We start from the raw sequence: 25,518 nt of genomic DNA, 5'->3' as shown, positions 1-25,518 counted from the left end.
AGTAAAAGTATAAATCTGATTTTCTTCATTTAAATTTGATATAAGCAAAGCACATTTTCTTATTTTGATTTATAAGTGCACTGATTTAATCTGCAATTTAAATCAAGATGAAAGACGAACATGAGTACGCGAAATCGCAAAACTTTCTTAATCACGATCATTGTTATAGCAGCTTTAGCTACTTTTCTTGTTTATCAAAATCGCTCTGTACAGCCACAAAAAGCCAATTTACAGACGAATCAAGCAGATGTCGTGATCGCTTATCAAACAGGTGTTGACCCAAGTAAGGTCGCACAGGTAAATGGTGACTACGAAAAAGACAGCCAGCACAATATCAATTGGAAAAAGTTTGACTCAGGTTCGGATGTTGTCAATGCATTAGCCTCTGGTGATGTTGTTATTGGAAATATTGGTTCTAGCCCTTTTGCCGCAGCAGCAAGCCGTAACTTACCAATCGAAGCATTTTTGATTACTGCGAAGTTGGGCGGTTCAGAAGCGTTGGTGGTGCGTAATGCCGCTAAGATTAATCAAGCATCAGATTTGATTGGCAAAACCATTGCTGTTCCTTTTGTATCTACAACACATTACAGCTTACTTTCAGCTTTGAAACATTGGAATATTACAGAAAATCAACTCAAGATAGTGAATTTGCGACCACCAGAAATTACCGCAGCTTGGGAACGTGGCGATATTGATGCGGCTTATGTTTGGGAACCTGCATTAAGTAAAGCCAAAGCAACAGGACATGTTTTAGTTGACTCTAAACAAGTCGGTGAATGGGGCGCGCCTACATATGACTTGTGGGTCGTTCGTAAAGATTTCGCTGAGAAAAATCCTGAGTTTTTAAAATCTTTTGTTCAAACAACCTTAAAACAAATCGACGCTTACAATGCTGATCCTAAAACCTTTGTTGAAAATCAAAATAATATTGAAAAAATTGCGCAATTAACAGGTTCAGACCAGAAAGACATTCCTTTGTTACTTGCAGGAAATGACTATTTAAATGCGCAACAACAAACTCTAGTTTTATCTGGAGAGTTTGCAAAGAATATTTTTGATACATCAACTTTTTTAAAGACACAAGGCAAGGTTGATCAAGTGAAAGCGGACTATAAAGAAAATGTCAATGCTCACTTTATTCAACCTTAATGGGAGAGGAAAATGGGGCAGTTGATTTTAAGTGATATAGGACTGACATTTCCGCAACAGTCACATGCTGTGTTGGAAAATATTCAGTTAGAGATTGCTGAAGGCAGTTTGACTGTTATTTTGGGTGAATCAGGCTGTGGTAAAACAACATTGCTCAATATTTTGGCGGGCTTTCAACAACCGTCAACTGGGCAAGTCATTTTAAATGGCAAAGTTGTTACACAACCTGATGCAGAACGTGCGGTTGTATTTCAAGAACATGCTTTATTGCCATGGTTAAATGTCGCTGAAAATGTCGGCTTTGCACTTAAGTTAAAAGGTTTAAAACCACAGCAGATTAGTGAACAAGTTGAACATATTTTACAAACAGTTGGTTTGGCACATGTTGCTCATGCCAATATCTGGCAGTTGTCGGGTGGGATGAAGCAGCGCGTTGGTATTGCGCGCGCTTTAGTCAGTCATGCACCGTATATTTTGTTAGATGAACCTTTTGCTGCATTGGATGCGTTTACACGTGAAAATATGCAGCAATTGGTTTTAGATCTTTGGAAAGATCAGCAAAAAAGTTTTTTCTTAATTACGCATGATATTGAAGAAGCACTTTTATTGAGTCAAAAATTGGTACTCATGACAGCACGACCTGGTCGTATTCAAGAAACACTCACTTTAAATTTTGCCGAACGTTATCGTCAAGGTGAGGATATTCGTTTTATCAAATCAGATCCTGATTTTATTGCTTTACGTGAACAACTCTTCAATCGTTTAAAACAGCAAAATCAAGCGTTGGAGCAAGTTATATGAATACGCAAAGCAAATCAGAAAATTTAAATGTTCTTGCAGAACATCAAGATTTAAGCCAGAACGCAAAAACAACTGAGTCAACTTATCGTGGTGGATTTAAAAATATTTTTCTACAGCATAAAAATATTTTTATTAGCACCTTGAGTGTATTGAGTCTTTTATTGTTGTGGTATGTGATCACAGCACTACAACTCGTTCCAGCACTATTTTTACCGAGTCCTTATGCAGTTTGGCAAAAATTTTTGACGGTTTCTCAACAAGGATTTATGCAAGCGACACTTTGGCAACATTTAGCTGCAAGTATTACTCGAGTATTATTGGCACTCATTGCAGCAATTGTGGTGGGTGTGCCGCTTGGTTTATGGATGGGCATGAATAAATGGGTACGTGCTGTATTAGACCCATTGGTTGAACTATTAAGACCCATTCCACCCTTGGCTTATTTGCCGCTATTGGTGATTTGGTTTGGTATTGGAGAAGGAACAAAAGTTCTTTTGATTTTTTTCTCAATTCTTGCTCCAGTCATTATTAGCAGTGCACATGGTGTACTTAGCCATCAAATCAACCGTGAACGAGCAGCTCAGTCACTTGGTGCAACAAATTTGCAAGTTTTAAAATATGTCATTTTACCAACAGCATTACCACATATTTTGACAGGTATTCGTATTGGGTTAGGTGTAGGTTGGTCAACTTTAGTGGCATCTGAGCTTGTTGCCGCTGACCGTGGTATTGGCTTTATGGTGCAATCCGCAGCGCAGTTCCTGATCACAGATACAGTGGTACTTGGCATTATCGTGATTGCTGTAGTGGCTGTGAGCTTTGAACTCTTTTTACGTTGGTTGCAAAAAGAAATTTCACCTTGGTATGGGCAACAGATTTAGTTGGTAATGATCAGCTAATAAATTGAAAGTATAGATTTTATTTAATTAATGATTTAAAAGAGAATGACCGTGAGCTTTGAAATTCAATCCATTCAACCGAATATTGGCGCAATTATTTCAGGTGTGGATTTAAACCAGTTATCTGAGGAACAAGTAGGCTTGATCCATCAAGCATTGCTCAAACATCAGGTAATCTTTTTTAGAAATCAAAAGCTTGAACCTCAGGCTCAAGCAGAGTTAGCACGTAGTTTTGGCGATTTACATATTCATCCGATTTATCCGACAGTTGAAGGTGTCAAAGAAATTATTGTGTTGGATAGTCATCGTCAAGATTTGCGCGATAATGAACTTTGGCATACAGATGTGACTTTTAGCCAAACACCACCGTTAGGCTGTGTATTGCAAGCGATTAAAATTCCTGAAGTGGGTGGAGATACATTGTGGGCAAGTGGTGTATCTGCATTTCGTTTATTAGATGAAAAATTAAAAGAAAAACTCAGAAATTTGACAGCAGAACATGATATTCGCAAGTCTTTCCCATTAGAACGTTTTGCTTCAACACCAGAAGAAAAAGAAAAACTAGAAGCAACATTTCGTAAAAATCCACCTGTGACACATCCTGTTATTCGTACACATCCTGAAACTGGTGAAGAATCATTATTTGTGAGTGAAGGATTTACGACAAAAATTCATGAGCTAGATGAAGCGGAAAGTCATGAGTTATTGGAATTTTTATTTAAATATACCACTCAAGCAGATTTTCATGTGAGATGGCAGTGGAAAGAGGGTGATGTCGCAATTTGGGATAATCGCTGTACACAGCATAAAGCATTGTTTGATTATGGCGATGCGCATCGTATTATGCGTCGTGCAACGGTTTTGGGTGATGTGCCTTATTATCAACAAGCAGCTTCTTAAACGTTATTTTTCAAATAAAAAACCTGATCAAGTGATCAGGTTTTTCTTAAGGCGGCTTCAAAAGCCAAGTCAATTATAATAGGCTGATAGAATTAATCTGCACGACGCCAAATTGTACCTTGACGAGTATCTTCAAGTACCACACCTTGATCTAATAATGACTGACGAATGCCATCTGCTTTGGCAAAGTCTTTGGCTTTTTTCGCATCGACACGTTGTTGAATAAAATCAGCAATTTGCTCTTCAGATAAAGCCAATGTTTCCTGACCAATGTCTGATTCTAAAAAATTTTTGATTTTTCTAGGATTTTTTGAACAGATATTTAAGATCTTAGTAATATTTTGGAATACTGATGAAAATGCTTTAAATTCCATGAGTATTTCTTTATTGTTTGATAGTGATTGATCGTGAGTAATTTTATTTCTGAGTAGTTTGATAATCTTACTAAGCTCGAATAAAGTTGCTAAAGCTTTAGGCGTATTAAAATCATCACTCATCGACTCTTTAAAATTTAACAATATAGTTTTAGGTTTGTCTGAATAAACCTGTCTATACTCCCTTGATCTACTATTAATTGAAATAAAGTCCCACCAAAATTGATTTTGAATCTCAAGAATAGATTTTTGAGTGTTATATAAACGCGTTAAAGCATTTTTAGCCTCTTTTAAAGCAAAATCTGAGAAATTCACAGGGCTACGATAGTGTGAAGACATAATGAAATAGCGAATGACTTCAGGATGGAATTTTTCCATTACGTCACGAATGGTAAAGAAATTGCCCAAAGACTTCGACATTTTCTCGCCATCGACATTGATGAAACCCACATGCATCCAATAATTGACATATTGTTCGCCTGTTGAAGCTTCAGATTGTGCGATTTCATTTTCATGATGTGGGAAAGTTAAGTCTGAACCACCACCGTGAATATCGAAATGATTGCCTAAGCAGCACGTTGACATTGCCGAGCATTCAATATGCCAACCCGGACGACCATTGCCCCAAGGTGAAGCCCAAGACGGTTCATTTTCTTTGGCATGTTTCCAAAGGACAAAGTCAAATGGATGTTTTTTCTCTACTTCAACATCGACACGTTCAGAAGCGCCTGCCTGCATATCTTCAAGCTTACGACCTGAAAGACGACCGTATTTGGCAAATTTTTCAACTTCAAAATAGACATCCCCATTACTTGATGGATAGGCTGTACCTTTATTAACAAGGTTGCCGATCATATCTTGCATTTGGTCGATGTAGTCTGTTGCACGAGGTGCTTCATCAGGCTCAGCACAGCCCAAGCGTGCTGCATCATCATTCATTGCGGTAATAAAACGATCGGTCAAAGCCGTAATACTTTCGCCATTTTCATTGGCACGGGCAATGATTTTGTCGTCAATGTCGGTAATGTTACGTACATATTTAACTTGCCAACCTTGACTACGCAAAAAACGGATAATGTAGTCAAATGCAACCATGACACGCGCATGCCCAATATGACAGTAATCATAAACCGTCATACCACAGACATACATGTCGATCTGTCCTTCTTTACGGGGTACAAATTCAACTTTTTTACGTTGCTCAGAATTGTAAAGAACAAAAGGTTGCATAGGTCTTCTAAATGCTTCATTAAAATGGTGCTTCATCTTAACCTATGCGTTTTTTTTCATAAAGTTAAAATGAAAATAAAGATAGGGTTTTGATTGCATTTTTTGTTGAATGATTTTAAATAATGCTTGTTTTGAAAAATAACAAATTTCTATAAAAGAATGTTTTAAATGCTTGGGGAAATAAAATGAATAAAAATAGTGGTTTTGCTAAAGGTACATTGGTACATACAAATAAAGGTTTAGTGCCAATTCAGAATATAAAAGTTGGGGATATGGTTTTATCCTTGTCAGAAAGGGGCGAAGGAGAGACAGCTTATAAGCGTGTAGTGAATACTTTTAAATCTGCTGAGAAAAAAGAGTTAATGGGAGGTCTGTTTGGTATTTTCTGTACGGATGACCATCCATTTTGGGAAATTGGCAGAGGCTGGGTTCCATTGAAAGATATGTATTTGGATGGAAAAGGTGTTTTTTCTTTTTATAATTTAAATAGAAATGAATCACCACTGGATAATAATATTAGGGGAGCATTACAGGTTTTTGAAGTAGATGAAGGTACACATGATGTATTTAACTTAGGTGGTTTTTATCTAGCACGTTCGGGTACAGAAGGTGTTGCAGTAGCTTATTTCAGTAATAATAAATATGACTATCGAGCAAAAGATGGTGGATATTTACTTATCGATTTTAGAAAATATCCTGCTCAGTATATTTTAACAGATGATAATGACAGTCTTTTGGGCTATTGGAAAAATCAATGTTACTTTAGCTTTGATCTGGATCAACTAGAGCAAGAAAAGGATCAGTACGTTGTCCTAAGGAAAGGACGAGATGATATCGAAATTGCAGAGTATTCTAGAATATTACAAGATTTTGATTTAGATTTACATGATCGTAATTATGTATTATGTGGAAATCCAATTAATGTTGAACTATTGCAGGACATAGAAAAACGATTTGAAGGTGCTTTTTCAGATTATGTTTATAATATTGAAGTTGAAGATTATCACACGTATTTTGTAGGAAAATATGGTTATTGGGTACACCAATAACCTAAATAGAATGAATTTTAAAAATAGTTAAATCGGTCACTCTACATAAATTATGCACATTCATTGCTAAGAAAATGAAAATTATACATTTAGAAAATACCTTCGCTGCATAGCTATGATAAAATTGCCAAAATTATTTTTTGCTTGCAGCGAGTGATCCTCTCTGCAAAGATCAGGTAAATCGACTTTGAATCCTACAAACATGCCGAATCAGATTGATTTTCAAAAAGTTGCACTCGAAACCCTCAGCATCGAAGAGCATGCTTTAGAAGTCCTAGCATCTCAAATTGATGAACGCTTTAGCCAAGCCTGTGAAATTATTTTACAGTGTAAAGGACGTTTAGTGATCACGGGAATGGGTAAGTCAGGTCATATTGGACGTAAAATGGCAGCGACTTTTGCGTCGACAGGAACACCATCCTTCTTTATGCATCCTGGTGAAGCAGGGCATGGCGACTTAGGTATGTTGGTTAAAGGGGATGTGCTGATCGCGATTTCTTACTCAGGAAAAAGCGATGAAATCATGATGTTGATGCCATTGATCAAACATGTGGGTGTGCCTTTAATTACCATTAGCGGTCATGACAAAGGACCAATGCCACAAAATGCAGATGTTGCTTTGACTTTGGGTGATATTCAAGAGGCATGTCCACTAGGGCTTGCACCGACTTCAAGTACCACAGCAACTTTAGTTTTAGGTGATGCACTTGCAGTTGCGCTATTAGAAGCACGTGGTTTTACTTCGGACGATTTTGCACGTTCACATCCAGCAGGGGCGTTGGGCAAACGTTTGTTATTGCATGTCAAACATTTAATGCATACCGGTGAAGAACTACCAAAAGTATCACCTGATACACCAATGAATAAAGTATTGTATGAAATTTCCAATAAACGTTTAGGCTTAACCACCATCGTCGATGAAAATGATACTTTGCTCGGGATTTTTACCGATGGTGATTTACGTCGTTTAATTGATAAACAACAAGGTTTTGATGTGAACTTGGCGGTGTCTGAAGTGATGATTCAACATCCATCTACCATTTCGCAAGAAGCACGTGCAGTTGAAGCTTTAGAAAAGATGAACGAAAAGAAAATTAACCAATTTATTGTGGTTGATGATGCCAATAAAGTCATTGGTGTAATCAGTATGCATGACCTAATCCAAGCAGGAGTAAACTAAACCATGGCTTCTTATGTTTTATTAGAGCAAGCACGTCATATTGAAGCTTTGGTTTTAGATGTAGATGGTATTTTAAGTGATGGTTTTGTGACTTTGACTAATACAGGTGACGAAATTAAATCTTTTGATATCCGTGATGGTTTGGGCATGAAATTGGTGCAGCAAGCAGGGATCAAAGTCATCATTATTACGGGTCGAAAAAGTAATATTGTTGAAAAACGTATGTCTGACTTGGGCGTAGATTTGGTTTTTCAAGGTCGTGAAGACAAAGGTGTTGCTTTACGTGAAGCCTGTGCGCAGTTCGGACTTGATCCTGAAGATTGTTTATATATGGGTGATGATTGGCCTGATCTTTCTGCATTTGCAATCGCAGGTATGAAAGTGACTGTACCAAATGGTCATGTTGAAGTTCGTCGTCGCGCAGACTTGGTCACACAGGCAATGGGTGGGCGCGGTGCGGTACGTGAGGTTTGTGATATGTTACTGATGTCTAAAGGTGTTTACCAAGCACTACTTGAAAAATATACAACAATCCCACATTAATAGAGAAGTCCTGCATTTAAATTCAATATGTTGATTATTATTTATGGATACTAAAGTTTTGTATGTCACTGCTGTACTGATCGCTGCTGTCAGTGGTGGTTATTACTATTACAGTGGAAAAGGCAATAAGTTAGATGCCAATGCTGCACAGAGCATGACCTATTCTGCTGAAGGTATTCATGTCTTACAAACTGATGAAAAAGGTGATTTGCATCTTCGAGCGACTGTAGATCATTTAGAGCAAGATCTGAAAAAAGAAACTGCAACGTTAGTCAATCTGAATGCATCAATGTATGAAAATAACCAAGTGAATTCGACATTTTATGCCAAACAAGCCAATGGTTATGATGATAATGAAAAAGTGGTTTTAAAAGGGCAGGTGAAAGCAACTAAACTAGGTGAACAGGGGCAAATGGTCTTTTTAACGGATGAGTTAACAAGTTATCCAAAACGGCAGGTTTTAGAAACAACTCATCAAGTCACTGTAACTGCGCCTAATGCATCATTTATTAGCCAAGGTTTAAATGCAAATTTAAGCACAGGCGAATACGAATTTACACATATTCGAGGAAAGTATGTACCTAACTAAATATTTATCCCAACCACAAACTTTCCTAAAACAGTCTTTGTGGCTTGCAGGTTTACTCTGTGTTTCAGCAAGTTCTTTTGCCTTGCCATCTGACCGTAATCAACCGATTTCGTTATTGGCTGACCGAGCAACCTATAATGAAAAAACGGGTGTCACAACTTATTCAGGTAATGTTGTGATTGAGCAAGGAACAATGAAGTTACAAGCGGCTTCTATTGTGGCACAGCTTAATAAAAGTAAACAAATTAGTACCATTACTGCAACAGGCTCACCTGCAAAATTTCAGCAACAGGTCGATACTGCAAAAGGTGTGGCACGTGGTGAAGCACAAAAGATTATCTATGATGCTGAAACAGGTTTGATTAACTTGATTGGTAATGCCTATCTTTACCAAGATGGCGCGAGTATTCGTAGTGGTACTTTAAAGTACAGTATGAATAAGGGTGATATTGAAGCCAACGGTGGTACTGGTTCTACAGGAACACCAAAAAGTCGAGTTCAAATTATCATTCCGCCAAATGGCAGTAAATCTTTCCCAGGGGCACGTGATTAATGAGTCAGGCATTAAACCAACCACAAACCTTATGTATTAAGCATTTGGCGAAAGTTTATAATAAACGTTGGGTGGTAAAGGACGTTTCTTTTAGCATGCAAAGTGGTCAAATTGTTGGCTTACTTGGACCAAACGGTGCAGGGAAAACCACAAGTTTCTATATGGTGGTTGGTTTAGTGCGTATGGATAAGGGTGAAATTCATTTAGATAATGAAGATATTTCAGACCTTGCTATGCACCAACGTGCAAGAAAAGGCATTGGCTATCTACCACAAGAAGCCTCTATTTTTAGAAAGTTAAGTATTTCTGAAAATATTATGGCAATTTTAGAAACACGTAAAGACCTCAACAAACAACAGCGCCAACAAAGACTGCAAGAGCTGTTGGAGGACTTTAAAATCACACATATCAAAGATTCTTTGGGAATGAGTGTGTCTGGTGGTGAGCGCCGTCGTGCTGAAATTGCACGTGCTTTAGCAGCCGACCCAAAATTTATGTTACTTGATGAACCATTTGCGGGCGTCGATCCAATTTCTGTTGGTGATATTAAAGATATTATTCGTCAGCTTAAAGATCGTGGCATTGGTGTACTCATTACTGATCATAATGTGCGTGAAACATTAGCCATTTGTGAACATGCTTATATTGTGAGTGAGGGTGCTGTTATCGCAGAAGGTTCGCCAAGTGATGTACTCGCCAATGAAACTGTACGTGAAGTTTATTTAGGTGATGATTTTACAGTCTAGTATAATATTTGTAATTTAATTTGTGACTTAATTTGCGATTTAAATAATTGAAAAAGAGAGCATTATGACTCTCTTTTTTTATTGCTGAAATTTAAAAAAAACACGTTATACTAAGTTTGCTGATTGATTATTGTTAATTTTAGTTTTATGCCATTTACTCTTGTATCCGAAGTTTTTTTTGAAGAAGACATTAAAAAGAGTCGCTTTCAGGCGATTGCTGCACCTGTTGAAAATGAACAAGAAATCAAAGCCTTTTTAGAAAAACATTTAGATTTGACGACAACACACCAATGTTGGGCATGGAAAATTGGGCATAATGTTCGTTTTAATGATGATGGTGAACCTTCAGGAACAGCAGGTCGCCCCATTTTAGCAACAATTGAAGGAAATGAACTGACCAATGTGATTGTATTAGTTAACCGTTGGTATGGTGGGATTAAACTCGGTACAGGAGGTTTAGTCCGTGCTTATGGAGGATGTGCTGGGCAATGCCTACTATTGGCTGAGAAAATTGAATTAATTGAAAAGAAAAATGTAAAATTTAACTGCATTTTTAATGAGTGGGCAATTTTTCAATATGAGCTAAATCAACAACAGATAGAATATACAGAACAATATAGCGCAGAGGGTGTAGAAGTTATTGCGCGTTTACAGTTGCATCAGATTGAACCTTTAGCAGATAAAATTCAATATGTTACACGTGGACGAGAAAGTTTAAAGCTTATGGATGATGCAAATGACTGAAGACCGCTTATTAAAATACCGTGATCAGCATAAGCATCGTTTGAATTATATGCCATGGTTATATTATTCACTCAAGCCAAAAAATAAAGTCTGGGCAGAAGCTTGGCAAAAGGAATATCAAACTTACTTAATGGAAATGGAAACGGTAGAAATTGGAGAAAATTGTTTTATTTCGCCTTTGGCACATATTTTTGCAGAACCTGGACGAACGATAAAAATAGGTAACAATACTTTTATTGCAGCTGATTGTACTTTGCATGGTCCTTTAGAGATCGGCAATGAAGTCGCGATTAATCATCATTGCATTTTAGATGGTGGGCGTGTTGGAATTAAATTGCATGATCAAGTACGGATTGCAGCTTATTGTCATTTATATGCTTTTGATCATGGTATGGATTTGGCACAGCCTATTTATCAGCAAGCCGTCACTTCACAAGGGATTGAAATAGGAAGCGATGTCTGGCTTGGCGCACATGTTGGAATTAAAGATGGTATAAAAATTGGCGCACATGCAGTTGTAGGGATGAATAGTATGGTCACAAAAGATGTAGCTGAAAAAGAAATTGTTGCAGGTAATCCAGCACGTTTTATTCGATATCGTGATTAGCTTAACATTTTGTACAAATTAATCATTTATTCATTCAATTAATTACATGAACGCGTTCCAACCAATCAAAAAGTTATGTTACTTTTAGGATAGAGAAATAGACCTAGGGCGAAAATGCCAAAGAGAGGCTAAGATGAAACGAGTGATTGCATGTATTGATTCTTCACCTTGTATCAATGCTTTAGCAGAGGCAGCAGCATGGATTGCGCAAAAAACGAATCGAGAGTTGGTGCTTCTTCAAGTGCTTGATTATTATCCTGCAAGTTATCATCTAGGTGAAATTAGTGGTGTGATTGGCTTTGAAAGTAATGCAATGCTACTCAAAGAGCTTGCTGAGCTAGAGCAAAAACAAAGTGAATTAGCACTTGATTATAGTAATAATTTATTACAACACATTTCAACGATGATTCAGCAAAAATATGGCATTGTTCCAAGTCATATACAAGAAAAAGGTGATTTCTTAGAGCAAGGTTTTAATGTTCTTCGCGAAGATGATTTTGTTGTGATCGGGCGTGTAGGTGAGCGTTCGGCAGAGAAAAATAAAAGTATTGGGAGTAATGTCGAAAACTTTATCAGAGGTGCTAAATGTACCGTATTAACGGTTGGTGAAAACTTTAAAGCACCTACACGATTTATTTTTGCCTATGAATACTCTGAAACTTGTCAAAAAATGTTAGAGCGTGTGGAAAAAAGTGATTTACTACGGCAGTTACAATGTCATTTAGTCTATGTCGGTGATCACCCTGAGATTTTAAATGAACCTGCAAAACGTTTAAAAGAAGCAGGCTTAGATGTTGTGGTTGAATATCGTTATGGTGATGTCGCTGAAAATATTTTGGACTATCAAAATCAGCATCAAATTCAACTGATTGTCTTAGGCGCATTTAGCCATAGTAAAATTCATCAATTTTTCTTAGGTAGTGTAACCACAACAATATTCCGTAATGCCAATGTGCCTTTATTGGTCGTGAAATAAAGCTCTACAGGGGTCTCATTAGACGTTAAAAAATGGCTTTGCTGAATGATCACGCACATTGTTTTAGCTCAATTGATGATGAGATCCTACTTTATTTTTAAAAAATGGTTAAAAATAATCTTGGCTAAATATGTGTTGTGTAAAAAATGATCTTTGTTGAATATTAATTATATTTCAATAGTTTATTTTAAAATAAAAAAGTTATCCACAACTCTACAAACAAGTTAGGTGGATAACTTTTTTGAAAGAAATGAGACGAAAAATGATCATCTCTTTAATTTTGATTTAAAAGTACAATATCACGAATATATATACATATTATGTATATAACAATTATTTGACAATTGCAATCGCAAAACCATCATGTCCTTTGCTGCCTACGGTTTGCAACGCTGTGCATGATAAAATTTTAGGGTGATTTTGCATTGCTTTATACATTTCACGAATGCCTTCAATGCTTGGTTTGTGGTTGTCAGGATTTAAAATATCGCCTGAACGAATCACATTATCTAAAACAATAATCGTTCCAGCGTGTGATAAATTCAGACTTAATTCCAAATATTCAGGATAACTTTGTTTATCTGCATCGACAAAAATAAAATCAAAGGGTTCAGTATCGGCAGGTAATGCTTTTAAAATGTCTGCAGCACGCCCAACTTTTAAGTCAACTTTTTGAGGTAGCTGAGCATTATCAATATTTTCTTGTCCTAAAGCAGCATGGGTATCTCGACCTTCAATTGTCAAAATATAACCATCTTCAGGCAAGGCACGTGCAAGCCACATTGTACTGTATGCTGCAAACGTTCCTAATTCTAAAACTCGTTTGCATTTGTTCATCTGAATCAACATTTGCAACAGCATGCCTTGATTGGGTGCGACAGCGAGATGATCAGGAAAACCACGTTCATCTGTATGTTTTAAAGTTTGAGTCAGAATTGGATCATCTGGAATTAAATGTGATTCGATATAAGCATCGATGTCTGACCACATTTGTTGCATATTATGTCACCTGAATTGAATCGTCACTATAGAGCTAGGTGCATTTTAAACTTTTAAAAGCAGAGTGCAATTCATGTTGATATTTTTCGGCTCGATTTATCTTGCAAATATAAAAAAAGAGGTCAGTAGACCTCATTTTAAATACAGCATATTTTTAAAAATTACACATTGAACTATTACGACTGAGGTCTGGTCCCCAAGTTCGATAACCTTGTGTATCAATATGGATTTGACCCGAAGCATATAGACCTAAGCCCATATTGAAGTTTTGCCCATACTGTGACCAAAATTGACAGAGCTTAAATTTGGTATTTTCAATATAAGCATAATCTTGCGGTTGTGGATAAGCAGAACCTATACGAAAATCGATTGCAGAGTTAAATAAATGACGTGAAGAACCAGCACCACCAGCACATTGATTCAAAGGTAAATCACGATAAACTGAAGTAACTTCAAAGTCTGTTAATACTTTAGATGCAACTAAGTATTTAAAAACACGTAAAGTTTGAATCTGATTAGACCAAACTTCACGGCTTGGAATCATATATTCAGAGCGACCACATTTTTGCCAATCACGTGCTGTTCTAAACAGTTCAAAACTTGGAATAATATTCGCGACATTATTTTGTTCTAAAAAGCGTTCATATTCACGAGCACGAGCTTGGTTATCATCTTGCATCAACCAATAGCGATAAGAAGCAGGCAATACCTTTTGTGGTACTGTATGCTGAATCACGACTTTTTCTTGAGGTATATAAATACGTTGGCTTTGGGTTGGTGTTCCGATGGTCTGACCTTTTTGAGGGGTGGATGAACATCCGATCATCATCATTGGAACTATGCTGATTGCAAATAAGCCCTTCAAAATATCTTTCATTTTATATATGTGCTTGTGAGTTAACGAGCTATTTTATGCTAATTTTTAGCAGCAAATCTGTATAAATTGCAAACAAATGTACAATTTCAGTTGGATTTATAAAAAAAGACCAGCTAGGCTGATCTTTTTCTTGATTACTTCTCTAAATATTGAAGTTTATCTGGTTTACCATTCCATTCTTCACGGTCTTCTGGCTGATCGCCAATTTGTGTGATGTTTGGCCATTTTTCAGCAAGTTCAGCATTAAGCTCAATAAAGACTTCTTGACCTTCTGGTAACTCATCTTCAGAAAAAATTGCATTTGCAGGGCATTCTGGTTCACACAATGCACAATCAATACATTCATCAGGGTTGATGACAAGAAAGTTAGGTCCTTCATAGAAGCAGTCAACAGGGCATACTTCTACGCAGTCTTGATATTTACACTTAATACAATTTTCAGTGACAACAAAGGTCATGGCGTCAGCTACCTAAAAATATGGTTCTAATTAATAATGGTGTATTTTAGGCAAAAACTGATGCAACTAACAATTCCTTTTATTGATATTTGTTATATAAATGGCTGTTAAATTCAAGGTAAAATCAATAAATTGGTTATTATTTGTGCTAATTGACCTGATATCATGTTAAATTGCATATATAGCATTTATTAAGAATAGTTTAGCTGATTTTATTGGAAGTAAGTGAGGTGCATGGCTTGGTCATCATATTGTGGTTATAAAGTGGGATAACCTATATTTCGGTACTCAATTTAAAAAATAAAAAATAATTTTTAAAGCGTGAGAAACATCACGGTTTTTAAACTTTGGTTATGTTGTATATTAAAAGCGAGATACAGCATAAATAAACTCAAAAAGGTATATGCTTAAAATGAATAAATATTATATTTTCATCCTCACCTTGTTAGGGTTTTACCAAACGCATGCTCAGGCGCTTGAACCCACTCAGCAAATGATCACTGATAGTTTCACATGTGTAGCGAATGAAAAAGAGAGTACAAATGTTTTAAACTATTTAAATCGGCATAAGCAAGAAATGACGGATCATGAAGTTCAAAAACTCGATTTTCCTGAAAAATATGCAGTGCTTAAGCAGCCTGTTCGTATTTTAGGTATGACAGCTCAATATTATGCAGTGAATAAGGTCGAAGTAGATAAAAATCATCAATTTATGACATTTAGTTTGTATATTCCACATCAAAACTCTCTTCAGTTGATTGAAACATTAGCAAAAAAATACCAAGCAGTGCCAGACCAAGAATCTCATCAGATGTTTAAAGAACAAGGCTTAAATATTCGTATGTATCATTTAAGTGAAACTCAAACAGAGAAATACAAACGCCAACTGACAATGAATAATGCATGGTTGCCAGATGAGCAGCATAATCCTTGGGCATTTGTTGAAATTTCATGTGCGTATATACCTAAATAATAAAATAACCATAAAACCTTTTGAGTTTGAGTATTTGGAATTTGATTGATTATTCAACTAGTTAAATTTGAAGAATATGAACTCAAGAGGTTAAATTTTTTATTTAAAAATCATCAGTCGTTCTCTTGATTAAAAATACAACAATGTTAAATTCGAGTAAGAAACTTAGATAAGTTTTCTTTTTGTTCAAAAAAATGAGATGAGTTAGCTCATGTTTTCAATAAGTTAAAAGTATAAGTTTTGGTAATAATCAATATTTAAATTTAAAGCTGCAAAGGATTTGCAACATGATTAAAAATGATATTCAACGCGCCCGTCGTATGCATATTGCCGATATTCCTACTCGAAGCGCTCAGCGTTTTGGTCATAAAACGGCTTTAGTTGATCAAGGTCAGCGTATCAGCTTTAGCGAGTTTGATCGCTATGTTGAACAAATTTCCATGCATATGTATGCACAAGGCTTATGCAAAGGCGATAAAATCATGCTTTTTTCGCATAATTGTTGGCAATTTCCTGCAATTTTATATGCAGCGGCACGACTCGGTGTCATTGGAGTGCCCATTAATTTTATGTTGAATGCAAAAGAAGTACATTATCTGTTGCAACATGCCCAACCTAAAATGCTGGTTGTTGAAGATGATTTGTGTGAGGTGATGGAACAGGCTTTAGAAAAAATTGACTTTACACGACCAAAGCAAGTGGTTCTTGATTTAAATCAATGCACTATATCTGCTCAATGGAAAAATTTTGAGGAATATTTGGTTCAAACTGAAATTAAATTACCTGATGTTGAACTACATGCTGATGATGCAATTCGTATGATGTATACCAGTGGTACAGAGTCTTTACCGAAAGGTGTTTTACTAAGTAGTGAGGCTTTAATGTCACAATATACCAGTTGTATGGTTGAAGGGAAAATGAGTTCAAATGATCGAGAAATTCATGCTTTTCCAATGTATCACTGTGCGCAGCTCGATGCTTTTTTAAATGTAGATCTGATTTTAGGTGCAACCAGTTATATTTTTAGACGTTTTGAGCCAGATGCTGTGTTGGAAATGATTTCAAAAGAAAAAATTACCAAATTATTTTGTCCTCCAACCGCTTGGATTGCACTCTTAAATGCTGAAAAATTTAATCCTGTTGAGTTAACATCATTAAGTAAAGCTTATTATGGTGCTTCAGCAATGCCGAAAGCTGTGATTGAAACATTACTGGAAAAATTACCACATATTGGTTTTTGGCAGTTTTATGGTCAAACTGAAATGGCGCCTGTCGCTACAGTATTACATCCAGAAGATCATTTTGAATACGCTGATTCTGTTGGAAAACCTGCATTTAATGTTGAAACACAAATTATGGATGAACATGGTGTGATTCTTCCACAAGGTGAAATTGGAGAGATCGTACATCGTAGTGTTCATTTAACCGTAGGATATGACCAAAATGATGAAAAAAATGCTGAAAGCTTTAAATATGGTTGGTTTCATAGTGGAGATTTAGGTTATTTTAATGAGCAAGGTTATTTATATGTTGTTGATCGTATTAAAGATATGGTCAAGTCAGGTGGTGAAAATGTATCAACACGTGAAGTAGAAGAAGTCATTTATCGTATTGAAGGCGTAAAAGAGGTGGCTGTATTTGGAACGGCACATCCACGTTGGATTGAGGCTGTGACTGCTGTTGTTATTCCACATCAAAATGTTCAATTAGATGAAAAAATGATTATGAAATTTTGTGCGCAACATTTATCTGCTTATAAGATGCCTAAAATGATTTATTTTGATGATGTTTTACCAAAAAATGCCAGTGGTAAAATTTTGAAAAGAGAGCTAAAACAACAATTTCAATCCTAAAAATAATTTTTTTGCATAAAAAACAGACCTTAGATAAGGTCTGTTTTGTTTATTGGTCTATTAAGTATTGAGTAACTCTTTTAATTGATAGAGTTGAGCAAGTGCTTCACGTGGTGTGAGATTATCGACATCTAAATGTGCCAAAGCATCTAAAGCAGGAGATGGTTTTTCGATTTCAACGACTTTCTCAATCACATCAGGTTCAGTATTTATATCACTAAATAAATCATTTTGGACACTGCTATTGTGCTGTTGCTGCTGTTTTTCCAAGATTTTTAAGCGTTTTTGTGCATCTTTAATGACACTCTCAGGAATGCCTGCCAGTTTGGCAACCTGTAAACCATGACTTTGACTTGCAGGACCTTTTTGAACTTTATGCAGTAAAATTAAATTTCCATTGAGCTCTTTTGCAGTAACATGATAATTATCAATAGCATTTTCTTGTGCCAATTCAGTGAGTTCAAAATAATGCGTCGCAAATAAACATAAACATTTGATACGTTTAGTTAAATCAAGCACACATGCCCATGCCAATGACAAACCATCATAGGTGCTCGTACCACGCCCAACCTCATCCATCAGAACCAAAGATTGATTGGTCGCATGATGTAAAATTTGAGATGTTTCAGTCATTTCAACCATAAAAGTTGATTTCCCTGAAGATAAATCATCGGCTGAACCAATACGGGTAAAAATACGGTCAATCGGTCCGAGTTGTGCTGACTTTGCAGGTACAAAACTACCGCAATAGGCGAGTAGACTAATTAAGGCTGTTTGGCGCATAAAAGTCGATTTACCACCCATATTTGGACCCGTAATAATTGCCATACGATGATTAAAGTCTAAATGTGTATCATTCGGTGTAAATGGAGTTTTACTCAACGACTCTACAACAGGATGGCGACCCGCAATAATATTTACCCCAATCTCAGGACTATATTCTGGGCGATTCCAATGATTTAAACGTGCTTGATGAGCAAAATTTGCTAATAAATCAATTTGAGCAATGGCACTGCTCATCATTTGTAAATTAGCAATATCATCACGTAATTGTTCAAGTAACATTTCAAATAGCATTTTTTCACGAGCAAGTGCGCGTGATTCGCTTGATAAGACTTTATCTTCAAATGCTTTTAGTTCAGGGGTAATGTAGCGTTCAGCATTTTTTAAGGTTTGTCGGCGAATATAATGCTCAGGTGCTTGTTCTGCTTGGGCACGAGAAAGTTCGATATAATAACCACTTACACGGTTATAACCAATTTTTAAAGTATTAATTCCTGTGGCTTCTCGCTCTTGGATTTCAAGATCAATCAAGAATTGACCTGCATGATCTCGAATTTGACGTAGTTCATCTAATTCAGGATCGAAACCTTCAGCAATAACATTGCCATCACGTAATAAAACAGGTGGATGTTCAACAATTGCTGACATTAAGTGTTGATGTAAGCCATTAAAATCACCTAATTCTTCATTGAGTTGTTGAATAAGAGATGTTTGAGGTGCTGTTAAAATGGGTTGAAGTGCATGTCTTAACAATGGGATTTGTGCACAAGCTTGACGTAATTGTACTAAATCACGTGGGCGAGCACTGCCCAAAGCAACACGACTTAAAACTCGCTCGATATCGCCAATGTCTTTGAGAACTAAACGTACTGGTGACTCATGATAACCTTTGATGAGTATTTCTATTGCATCTAAGCGCGCATCTAAAACTGCTGTATCACGCAGAGGTTGCATTAACGTACGACTGAGCAAACGCCCACCCATTGCCGTTTGGGTATCATTAATTAAGGAAAATAATGAAGTGCCATGTTCAAATAATGGATCAATTATTTCTAAGTTACGGCGAGTTACAGGGTCTAAAGCAATAAAATCAGTACTTTGTTCAAGCTTTATTGAGCGGATATGAGGTAAAGCCGTTTTTTGTGTTTCTTTGGCATAATGAATTAAAGATGCAGCAGCAGCTTTTGCAAGTGGTAAATGATCAATTCCAAAACCCGATAAGGTAGAAACGGCAAACTGATCACATAATGTTTTCTGTGCATTATTCAGATTAAAATCTACGTTTGGACGCTTGGTGATTGGGCATTCGATTTGTTTTTTTATTGATTCAATAATTTGTGTGTCAACTAAATCCTCGTCAATTAAAATTTCGCTTGGCATTAAACGTGCTAATTCTAAAGGTAGGGTTTCAGGTTTATATTCTTGTTGTTGAACTTTAAAAATACCTGCGCTTAAGTCGAGCAGAGCAATTCCCATTTGATTTTGTTGAACACACAAAGCCAGTAAATTTGAGCTTTGATGTGCAGTTAACAGGGCATCATCTGTTAAAGTTCCTGGGGTAATAATACGCACGACGGCACGTTCAACAGGTGCTTTTCCTGTAACTTCACCGACTTGTTCACAAATAACAACCGTTTCACCTTTTTTAACTAAGCGTGCTAAATAACCTTCAGCAGCATGATAAGGTACACCTGCCATTGGAATGGGGTCACCATTGGTTTTTCCACGATGGGTGAGGGTGATGCCTAATATTTTGGCAGCTTTTTTGGCATCATCAAAAAATAACTCGTAAAAATCACCCATACGATAAAACATTAATGCATGTGGATGCTGTACTTTTAAATTTAGATATTGCTGCATCATTGGAGTATGGGATTGGATATTCGCTATGATATTATTATCAATCATTGTTATTAATTCCTTTATTTTCAATGTCTTTAAGAATATTTAGCATAAATAGATAATCCAAGAGTTAAGAGGAGATTTGAAAGTATGACCTGTCTAATTTTAAACAAGCCCTCATTTTTGATCAATATTGTAAAATGAGCAACTTGAAAGGATAACAAACAATTCAGACTTTCTCTAAGGATTAAGCTGACTTTGCGCATTCAGATAGAAGATGAAAAAAATACTTGTACGAAGTGAGGTGAAGAATGCTTTTATTCTTTATAAAATATGCCTAATTTTTTAGATGTGAATACTCAAAATCTAATGATCCGTGAATGATCGAATTTGGCTTTTGAGAGATATTATCTTGATTATATTTTCACTCAAATCGTTTTACATGATCTCTAAGCAAATTTTTTTTCTTCTTTAATGTAAGGTAATTTAGAATTTACCCCCACCATATATTTAAAATCTGCCAGACTAAGCATATCTAAATCTTCCTCACTATTGCCATATGCATAAATTTTATTATATTGATTTAAATCATATTTTTCTAAAACTCTAAGTCTTTTTTGCTCGCAACTACAGTCCAGTGTCGAATATGATCCAGTAAATAGACCATTTTTAATCTCAGTACCTGTACAAATTAAATCGATATTTAAAATTTGACAAATTGCCTCAAGATAAATATCAATGGATGCTGAAACAAGTACAACATCATCGCCATTTTCTTGGTGGATTAATAATTGTTGATAGATTGCAGGGTCAAGTTGAGCCATTAAACGCGTTGAATATTCTTCTGCTAATTCTAAAATTTCATCAGCATCGGCATCTTTAAACATGGCTTTAAAGAGTTTTGGGCGCATTGCATCGGCAGGATACGCCTTTAAATAGTAGGCTTGAATCCAAGGCAAAATCTTAATACCTTGTTTAACAATATGTCGTTTTGATAAAGCATAGAAAATAAACCCTGTGAAACTGTCTTTTTTACACAAGGTTCCATCAAAATCAAATAAGGCTAGGTTTTTATGCGTTTTGCTCGTTGCATGCATGTTTCATATCGTCCGTTTACGCGGCTTGCATACCAGTTAGTATTATAATCACGGCTCAATTTTGGACCAGAAATGACTACTTCAGGCATAATAGCATAGATTGGCTCTTTTCCTGTTTTATCTTGATAAAGTTTAGAAACAGCAATATAAGTTTGTGTTTTTTCAAAACTTTTCTCTTTTTCCTTTTTCAGATCACTACGCAGTTGGCGCGGTGTCACTAAAATATTGTTTTTTGAAAATAAGGTGATAATGGCTTTCTCTGTTGTTGTCATTGTAGAACGAGGATCACCATTTTTATCATAAGAAAGTAAGTCACCATCTAGATCTAAATTAATATCAGATGATTTTTCAATCATTTTTTGGAAAGCTGCATTACGACTTGAATACATTCCCGAATTATAGTCTGCAAAACGATAAATTGGGTTGTCGTAATTTGTAGGGTAAATCATTAAGCGATGTATACCATAATATAAGCCGCCAAATTCGGTATAAAGGTCATCACGTAAAGCATTGGTGTTCATGCTTGTGCGTTTATGTTCTTTGGCATAGTTGATATGAACTTGCATTGAACCCAATGTAGTGATTGGATTTAATTTTTCAGCAAAATCCTGACCAACCAGTTTTGCAGCCCCTGTCAAAGCGCTGATATGATAATGTTTTGTCATATAATCAAAAATTTCACGATAAAGAACATCAAGCTCTTTTTCATTTTTGACACGACTCATTTGTTTAAGATAATTATCTTCAGGTGTCGGTTGGTTTTTTAGAACATCTTGGAAATAATTAGCGATAGGTCCACCAATTGTTGTTCCTAGCTTGTCCTCAAATTTTTCTTGTAAACGCGTACTGACTTCTTTAACGGCTTTATCGCCTAAACCGGGTACATTCGGATTTGCAATAAAGTTTGATTCTTGATCAACAACAGCAATAATTGTACAAATATTTTCCTTATTGCGTGGAATTTTTAATTCTTCAGTGATATCAAAAATGTCTTGAGCCCAAGATTTTCGATCATTGACTCGGTTAGGAATCAATTTACGAATTTGCTCACTTTCGAGTTCTGGTTCGTCATCATGTGACCACCAAGAGCCATTGCCACAAGCGCTGAGCCCCAGTACTAAGACCATTAAACTTGCAGAGCGAAGAAAGTTTTTTTGTCGAGCAATTTTTTTCATACTAACGAAAACACGCTTAGAAATGGATGAGCAGGGTGAAGCAGCAAATTATACTATGTCTTAGTTAAAATGTATGAATATATATTGTATACGCATCTGGCAGTAATACAGTGAGCTATAGCCCTAACACGTAGTGAATGATGAATATAAAATAATTTCAAAAGGTACAATAATTTAAAATATAGAGATGATTTATTCTTTATTTTTATTAAAGAATAAATAAGAGATGAACGGATGTTTTTTTATTGATAGATGAATTAAACTGTTTGTTTAGTATATTTAAATATTGTCGTATTTAATTTTTTAGTATTTTATTCTTGAATAAAACATTAATATCATTTTTTGTCTTGAGTTAATATGTTAATAATCAGTTGTTTGTGTATTTTTATTGCTGGATTTTAAATTCGTTTTAAAAAAAATAGATCAAATGTAAATTTTTATTGATTAAAATGCGACCTATTTTAACTTGGTATTTTTTGTTAAACCGTTTTGTCGGAAAATAGAATACTATAACATTGATGTAGATAATCCCCAATTATCTACATAACTTTTTATACCTGCGTCTTTTGGCTGCAGGTTTTTTTTACTATATGGTTAATACTTTATAATAATTTATTGAAGGCGGTAAGATGAATATATGTATAGGCGGTTGTTGGCATGGTAGTAAATTACTCAAAGATGAGGAAAATGGCTATTTTCTTGCAAAGGATAAAGTCACTGGTAAGCCAACCACATATGAGAGAGCAGTTTTGAAAGTTGGAGAAGAAATGTATGTCTTTTGGATCGCAGATGATCTGAGTCATTTGGAAGCAAATGAAAAGATCAAAATTTATCTGGACAAAGTCAAGCAAGCTTTAGAATAAAAATTTCATAAGATGATTAAGCCTCCTATTTTGGAGTTTTTTTTATTCTAGCGAGGCAAAGTCTCTTATTTTAAAACACACCTACAAATTCTTTTCCCCAAATTTCCCCAATAAAAGAACCTGTAGGTGTGTTTATTATTTTTCATTGTTATTGGTTTTGAGTATAGCGATAATAAAATAAAACTCAAGTAAGCTATTGTTTTATAAAATAAAACATAGTTAATTGGTTGGTTTTAGCTAGAGTGTTGATTTTTAAATTATATATCAAAGTAAAATAAATATTTTTTATAAATTAATTAAGTAATCATTCTTAAAAAGAATGTTTATTTGGTTGATTTTAGAGCATTTAGTGGTAACTCATTCTATTTTAAGAAAGAAATGTGATTGTTAGCTGTGATAGATAAATATTTTTTTAATGCTGCGGTTTTAGTTGAATCCGTCGTTTCAGAAACTTATCATTGATTTTATTTAAATATTGAATGATGAATTGCTCCAAAGTTTTTGACACAACGGCAGCTTCAGGATTTAGAATAGCCAGATTAACAAGAATCTCTGCTTTAAGCTATTTTTTGGCTTATGGCTCTTTTGTAAATATTCTTGTTTTAATAAATAGTGGTAATCCTTTACGAGTCATTCGTATTTAAGCTTTGTAGCGAGTTCTATCATTTACTGTAGTTTATTCTGCGATGATTTCTATTTTACGCCACAGATATAATTTGTACCACAGAGATAATGATGGTGTAAATGAGGTGTTAAAATAGTAAAAATGTTGTACAAAACCTTTGGAATATGGGAAACAGAAAATTGAGTAAAAACAAAGTAATTGAAGAATTGTTTGATAGATCAAAGCATTCGCCAATTTTTGTTGCCCCGATGGCAGGTGGGATAGATTATTTATAAATAATTATAATAAACAATATTTTATATTGATTTGAGTGGTGCAAGGTGCAATGGAGGTGCAACCACTCATGTTTTATTAGAAATGAACTTTAACTTTTCATCGCATGCCAATCTTTTTTAGCTTCTTGTCGAGCACTTGTCAACCATAAAGCAACATCACTTAAATGTGCACACCAAGGGGAGTATTTACCGTCTGGCTTAAATACAGGAAAGGGTAAGTCACATTTGCATGCGCGTTTATTAGCTTGAATGAGTGATAAGTGTGGCAAGTAGTCAGCTAAGAGCTCTTCTATAGCTACGACAGGTTTACGATATTTCATTTGAAGTAACCATAAAGTGTCAAATGGATCTTCAATATTTGGTTTTACTCCCATTATTTTTGCTCCTTCACTACCTTAATAATTGACTCATAAACATCATTTGCAACACCTCCACAAACATGTGTACCAAATGCTATAGCTTCAGCTATTTCGTCAGTACATTCTATTGGCATTAAAATAAAACTTTCAGGTACTGCTTGAGCTTTGGATAGCTCATCAAACATTCGTTCAACAATCTCTGTAAAAGAACAGCCTTCCATGTTGTGGTTTGCACCAAATTTACAAAGCTTGTGAATTGTTTTTAAGCCTTCGATTTCAATTTTTTCAGGGTTTTGAATATCCATCACACCACCTCGCTTTCTTCTTGTTTTTCACGTGCAAAAACTGCCACCGCATCATCTTCTGTGAAATGAATATCCATCAAGAAAAATCCATCTGAAGCAATAGGATTCCACTCTGATAGATCTGTATCGTCCATCATCTTTTCCCAAGTATCTTCTGATACACAGGCTTCAAGATAGAACTGAACAGTTTCAATATTGAAATAACGCTTTACTTGATTCCATTCATCTTGTGAAAGCCACTCTTGATTTTTGTGGTGCTGATCTAAATATTTGCTATATTCAGGATGGATCCACGAGCCATACTCATCACGAACAATTTCCGCAGGTTTTAATTGATTAATATCCATATCACGCCACCTTCCCAAGCTGCTTAAACTCAGCATTGGTTAAAATATTTGGATTCCCCAAAAACTGCTCTAAAGTCATATGAGCTTTTTTTAAGCTATATGAGTAATGATCATCGTAATAAACCACACCATTTGACACAAAATAAGAACGCGCTGTTGATAAGCTGACATGTGAAGAAAAAGCACATGTTCTAGGTTTCTTTTTACGTTGAACGCGCTGCTTGTTTGTTAATCCCATTACAACCACCATAATTCAAAGTTAATAAATACAAATCCATTCACGACTAATAAAATTTCAAGGAAAAACAGAGTCCATTCCATTTGCTTACCTTATTTACTGATCATCC

At 35.5% G+C, this 25,518-nt stretch carries 27 protein-coding genes; 16 read left to right on the top strand and 11 right to left on the bottom strand.

Annotated features, from left to right (window positions below; all coding sequences use genetic code 11):
• Positions 1-120: 120 nt before the first annotated feature.
• The 4 genes from tauA (at position 121) to tauD (ending at position 3,749) form a co-directional block, all read left to right on the top strand.
• On the top strand, positions 121-1,149 hold the full coding sequence (gene tauA / locus HX124_RS13270) for a taurine ABC transporter substrate-binding protein (RefSeq protein WP_286383485.1): 1,029 nt from the start codon (positions 121-123) through the stop codon (positions 1,147-1,149).
• A gap of 12 nt (positions 1,150-1,161) precedes the next feature.
• Positions 1,162-1,950 (top strand): taurine ABC transporter ATP-binding protein, encoded by a 789-nt coding sequence (locus HX124_RS13265; protein WP_286383484.1) that lies wholly within the window; start codon positions 1,162-1,164, stop codon positions 1,948-1,950.
• Positions 1,947-2,831, top strand: coding sequence for a taurine ABC transporter permease TauC (gene tauC / locus HX124_RS13260; protein ID WP_107009534.1), 885 nt, complete (start codon positions 1,947-1,949; stop codon positions 2,829-2,831). Before HX124_RS13265 ends, tauC begins: the two co-directional genes overlap by 4 nt.
• 63 nt (positions 2,832-2,894) lie before the next feature.
• On the top strand, positions 2,895-3,749 hold the full coding sequence (gene tauD, locus HX124_RS13255) for a taurine dioxygenase (protein ID WP_107009533.1): 855 nt from the start codon (positions 2,895-2,897) through the stop codon (positions 3,747-3,749).
• Positions 3,750-3,841: 92 nt separating this feature from the next.
• On the opposite strand, the gene cysS is transcribed toward tauD, so the two are convergent.
• Positions 3,842-5,353 (bottom strand): cysteine--tRNA ligase, encoded by a 1,512-nt coding sequence (cysS, locus tag HX124_RS13250; RefSeq protein ID WP_286383483.1) that lies wholly within the window; start codon positions 5,351-5,353, stop codon positions 3,842-3,844.
• 185 nt (positions 5,354-5,538) lie between these two features.
• Between cysS and HX124_RS13245 the strand changes: the two genes are divergently transcribed.
• The 9 genes from HX124_RS13245 (at position 5,539) to HX124_RS13205 (ending at position 12,340) form a co-directional block, all read left to right on the top strand.
• Entirely contained in the window at positions 5,539-6,402 is an 864-nt protein-coding gene (locus HX124_RS13245) for a Hint domain-containing protein (RefSeq protein WP_286383482.1), read from the top strand.
• Positions 6,403-6,604: 202 nt separating this feature from the next.
• Positions 6,605-7,582 carry a KpsF/GutQ family sugar-phosphate isomerase gene (locus HX124_RS13240; RefSeq protein ID WP_107009530.1) on the top strand — a complete coding sequence of 326 codons (978 nt, stop codon included), beginning with the start codon at positions 6,605-6,607 and terminating at the stop codon, positions 7,580-7,582.
• A gap of 3 nt (positions 7,583-7,585) precedes the next feature.
• Positions 7,586-8,125 (top strand): KdsC family phosphatase, encoded by a 540-nt coding sequence (locus tag HX124_RS13235; protein ID WP_107009529.1) that lies wholly within the window; start codon positions 7,586-7,588, stop codon positions 8,123-8,125.
• Between the two features lie 43 nt (positions 8,126-8,168).
• Positions 8,169-8,714: an LPS export ABC transporter periplasmic protein LptC gene (lptC, locus tag HX124_RS13230; RefSeq protein ID WP_107009528.1), complete on the top strand. Its 546-nt coding sequence runs from the start codon at positions 8,169-8,171 to the stop codon at positions 8,712-8,714.
• A complete protein-coding gene (lptA, locus tag HX124_RS13225; RefSeq protein ID WP_107009527.1) occupies positions 8,701-9,267 on the top strand; it encodes a lipopolysaccharide transport periplasmic protein LptA in 567 nt (188 codons plus the stop codon). The genes lptC and lptA overlap by 14 nt, the downstream gene beginning before the upstream one ends.
• Entirely contained in the window at positions 9,267-10,013 is a 747-nt protein-coding gene (gene lptB, locus HX124_RS13220; RefSeq protein ID WP_107009526.1) for an LPS export ABC transporter ATP-binding protein, read from the top strand. The genes lptA and lptB overlap by 1 nt, the downstream gene beginning before the upstream one ends.
• A 147-nt stretch (positions 10,014-10,160) precedes the next feature.
• Entirely contained in the window at positions 10,161-10,757 is a 597-nt protein-coding gene (locus HX124_RS13215) for an IMPACT family protein (RefSeq protein ID WP_286383524.1), read from the top strand.
• Positions 10,750-11,364, top strand: a complete 615-nt coding sequence (locus HX124_RS13210) for an acyltransferase (RefSeq protein ID WP_286383481.1) — start codon at positions 10,750-10,752, stop codon at positions 11,362-11,364. The genes HX124_RS13215 and HX124_RS13210 overlap by 8 nt, the downstream gene beginning before the upstream one ends.
• A 133-nt stretch (positions 11,365-11,497) precedes the next feature.
• Positions 11,498-12,340, top strand: a complete 843-nt coding sequence (locus tag HX124_RS13205) for a universal stress protein (RefSeq protein WP_107009523.1) — start codon at positions 11,498-11,500, stop codon at positions 12,338-12,340.
• Between the two features lie 333 nt (positions 12,341-12,673).
• On the opposite strand, the gene HX124_RS13200 is transcribed toward HX124_RS13205, so the two are convergent.
• The 3 genes from HX124_RS13200 to fdxA form a co-directional block, all read right to left on the bottom strand.
• Positions 12,674-13,339: an O-methyltransferase gene (locus HX124_RS13200; protein ID WP_107009522.1), complete on the bottom strand. Its 666-nt coding sequence runs from the start codon at positions 13,337-13,339 to the stop codon at positions 12,674-12,676.
• Between the two features lie 154 nt (positions 13,340-13,493).
• The gene (locus tag HX124_RS13195) at positions 13,494-14,216 is read right to left on the bottom strand and encodes a M15 family metallopeptidase domain-containing protein (RefSeq protein WP_107009521.1); all 723 of its coding nucleotides are present in this window, start codon (positions 14,214-14,216) and stop codon (positions 13,494-13,496) included.
• Between the two features lie 134 nt (positions 14,217-14,350).
• Positions 14,351-14,674: a ferredoxin FdxA gene (gene fdxA, locus HX124_RS13190; RefSeq protein WP_107009520.1), complete on the bottom strand. Its 324-nt coding sequence runs from the start codon at positions 14,672-14,674 to the stop codon at positions 14,351-14,353.
• A gap of 412 nt (positions 14,675-15,086) precedes the next feature.
• Between fdxA and HX124_RS13185 the strand changes: the two genes are divergently transcribed.
• Both HX124_RS13185 and HX124_RS13180 read left to right on the top strand, forming a co-directional pair.
• Positions 15,087-15,647 (top strand): hypothetical protein, encoded by a 561-nt coding sequence (locus HX124_RS13185; RefSeq protein WP_286383480.1) that lies wholly within the window; start codon positions 15,087-15,089, stop codon positions 15,645-15,647.
• A gap of 287 nt (positions 15,648-15,934) precedes the next feature.
• Positions 15,935-17,500, top strand: a complete 1,566-nt coding sequence (locus HX124_RS13180; protein ID WP_286383479.1) for a fatty acyl-CoA synthetase — start codon at positions 15,935-15,937, stop codon at positions 17,498-17,500.
• 60 nt (positions 17,501-17,560) lie between these two features.
• Here HX124_RS13180 and mutS read toward each other — a convergent pair whose 3' ends face one another.
• From mutS to HX124_RS13165, 3 genes are all read right to left on the bottom strand, one after another.
• On the bottom strand, positions 17,561-20,191 hold the full coding sequence (gene mutS / locus HX124_RS13175) for a DNA mismatch repair protein MutS (protein ID WP_286383478.1): 2,631 nt from the start codon (positions 20,189-20,191) through the stop codon (positions 17,561-17,563).
• 383 nt (positions 20,192-20,574) lie between these two features.
• On the bottom strand, positions 20,575-21,222 hold the full coding sequence (locus HX124_RS13170) for an HAD-IB family hydrolase (protein ID WP_286383477.1): 648 nt from the start codon (positions 21,220-21,222) through the stop codon (positions 20,575-20,577).
• Positions 21,189-22,349, bottom strand: coding sequence for a DUF1615 family protein (locus HX124_RS13165; protein ID WP_286377478.1), 1,161 nt, complete (start codon positions 22,347-22,349; stop codon positions 21,189-21,191). Before HX124_RS13165 ends, HX124_RS13170 begins: the two co-directional genes overlap by 34 nt.
• A 677-nt stretch (positions 22,350-23,026) precedes the next feature.
• Here HX124_RS13165 and HX124_RS13160 point away from each other — a divergent pair.
• Positions 23,027-23,260: a hypothetical protein gene (locus HX124_RS13160; protein ID WP_107009514.1), complete on the top strand. Its 234-nt coding sequence runs from the start codon at positions 23,027-23,029 to the stop codon at positions 23,258-23,260.
• Positions 23,261-24,249: 989 nt separating this feature from the next.
• On the opposite strand, the gene HX124_RS13155 is transcribed toward HX124_RS13160, so the two are convergent.
• The 4 genes from HX124_RS13155 to HX124_RS13140 are packed head-to-tail and all read right to left on the bottom strand — an operon-like array spanning position 24,250 to position 25,409.
• Positions 24,250-24,534, bottom strand: coding sequence for a pyocin activator PrtN family protein (locus HX124_RS13155; RefSeq protein ID WP_107009513.1), 285 nt, complete (start codon positions 24,532-24,534; stop codon positions 24,250-24,252).
• Entirely contained in the window at positions 24,534-24,824 is a 291-nt protein-coding gene (locus tag HX124_RS13150; protein ID WP_286383476.1) for a hypothetical protein, read from the bottom strand. The genes HX124_RS13155 and HX124_RS13150 overlap by 1 nt, the downstream gene beginning before the upstream one ends.
• Positions 24,824-25,171: a hypothetical protein gene (locus HX124_RS13145; protein ID WP_286383475.1), complete on the bottom strand. Its 348-nt coding sequence runs from the start codon at positions 25,169-25,171 to the stop codon at positions 24,824-24,826. Before HX124_RS13145 ends, HX124_RS13150 begins: the two co-directional genes overlap by 1 nt.
• A 1-nt stretch (position 25,172) precedes the next feature.
• The gene (locus HX124_RS13140) at positions 25,173-25,409 is read right to left on the bottom strand and encodes a hypothetical protein (protein WP_286418702.1); all 237 of its coding nucleotides are present in this window, start codon (positions 25,407-25,409) and stop codon (positions 25,173-25,175) included.
• Positions 25,410-25,518 lie beyond the last annotated feature (109 nt).

It is taken from the genome of Acinetobacter sp. 226-1, from assembly GCF_030329325.1.
Classification (GTDB): domain Bacteria; phylum Pseudomonadota; class Gammaproteobacteria; order Pseudomonadales; family Moraxellaceae; genus Acinetobacter; species Acinetobacter sichuanensis.
Note: the sequence above shows the minus strand (reverse complement) of the source record. Positions and strands in the feature narration are given on the sequence as shown.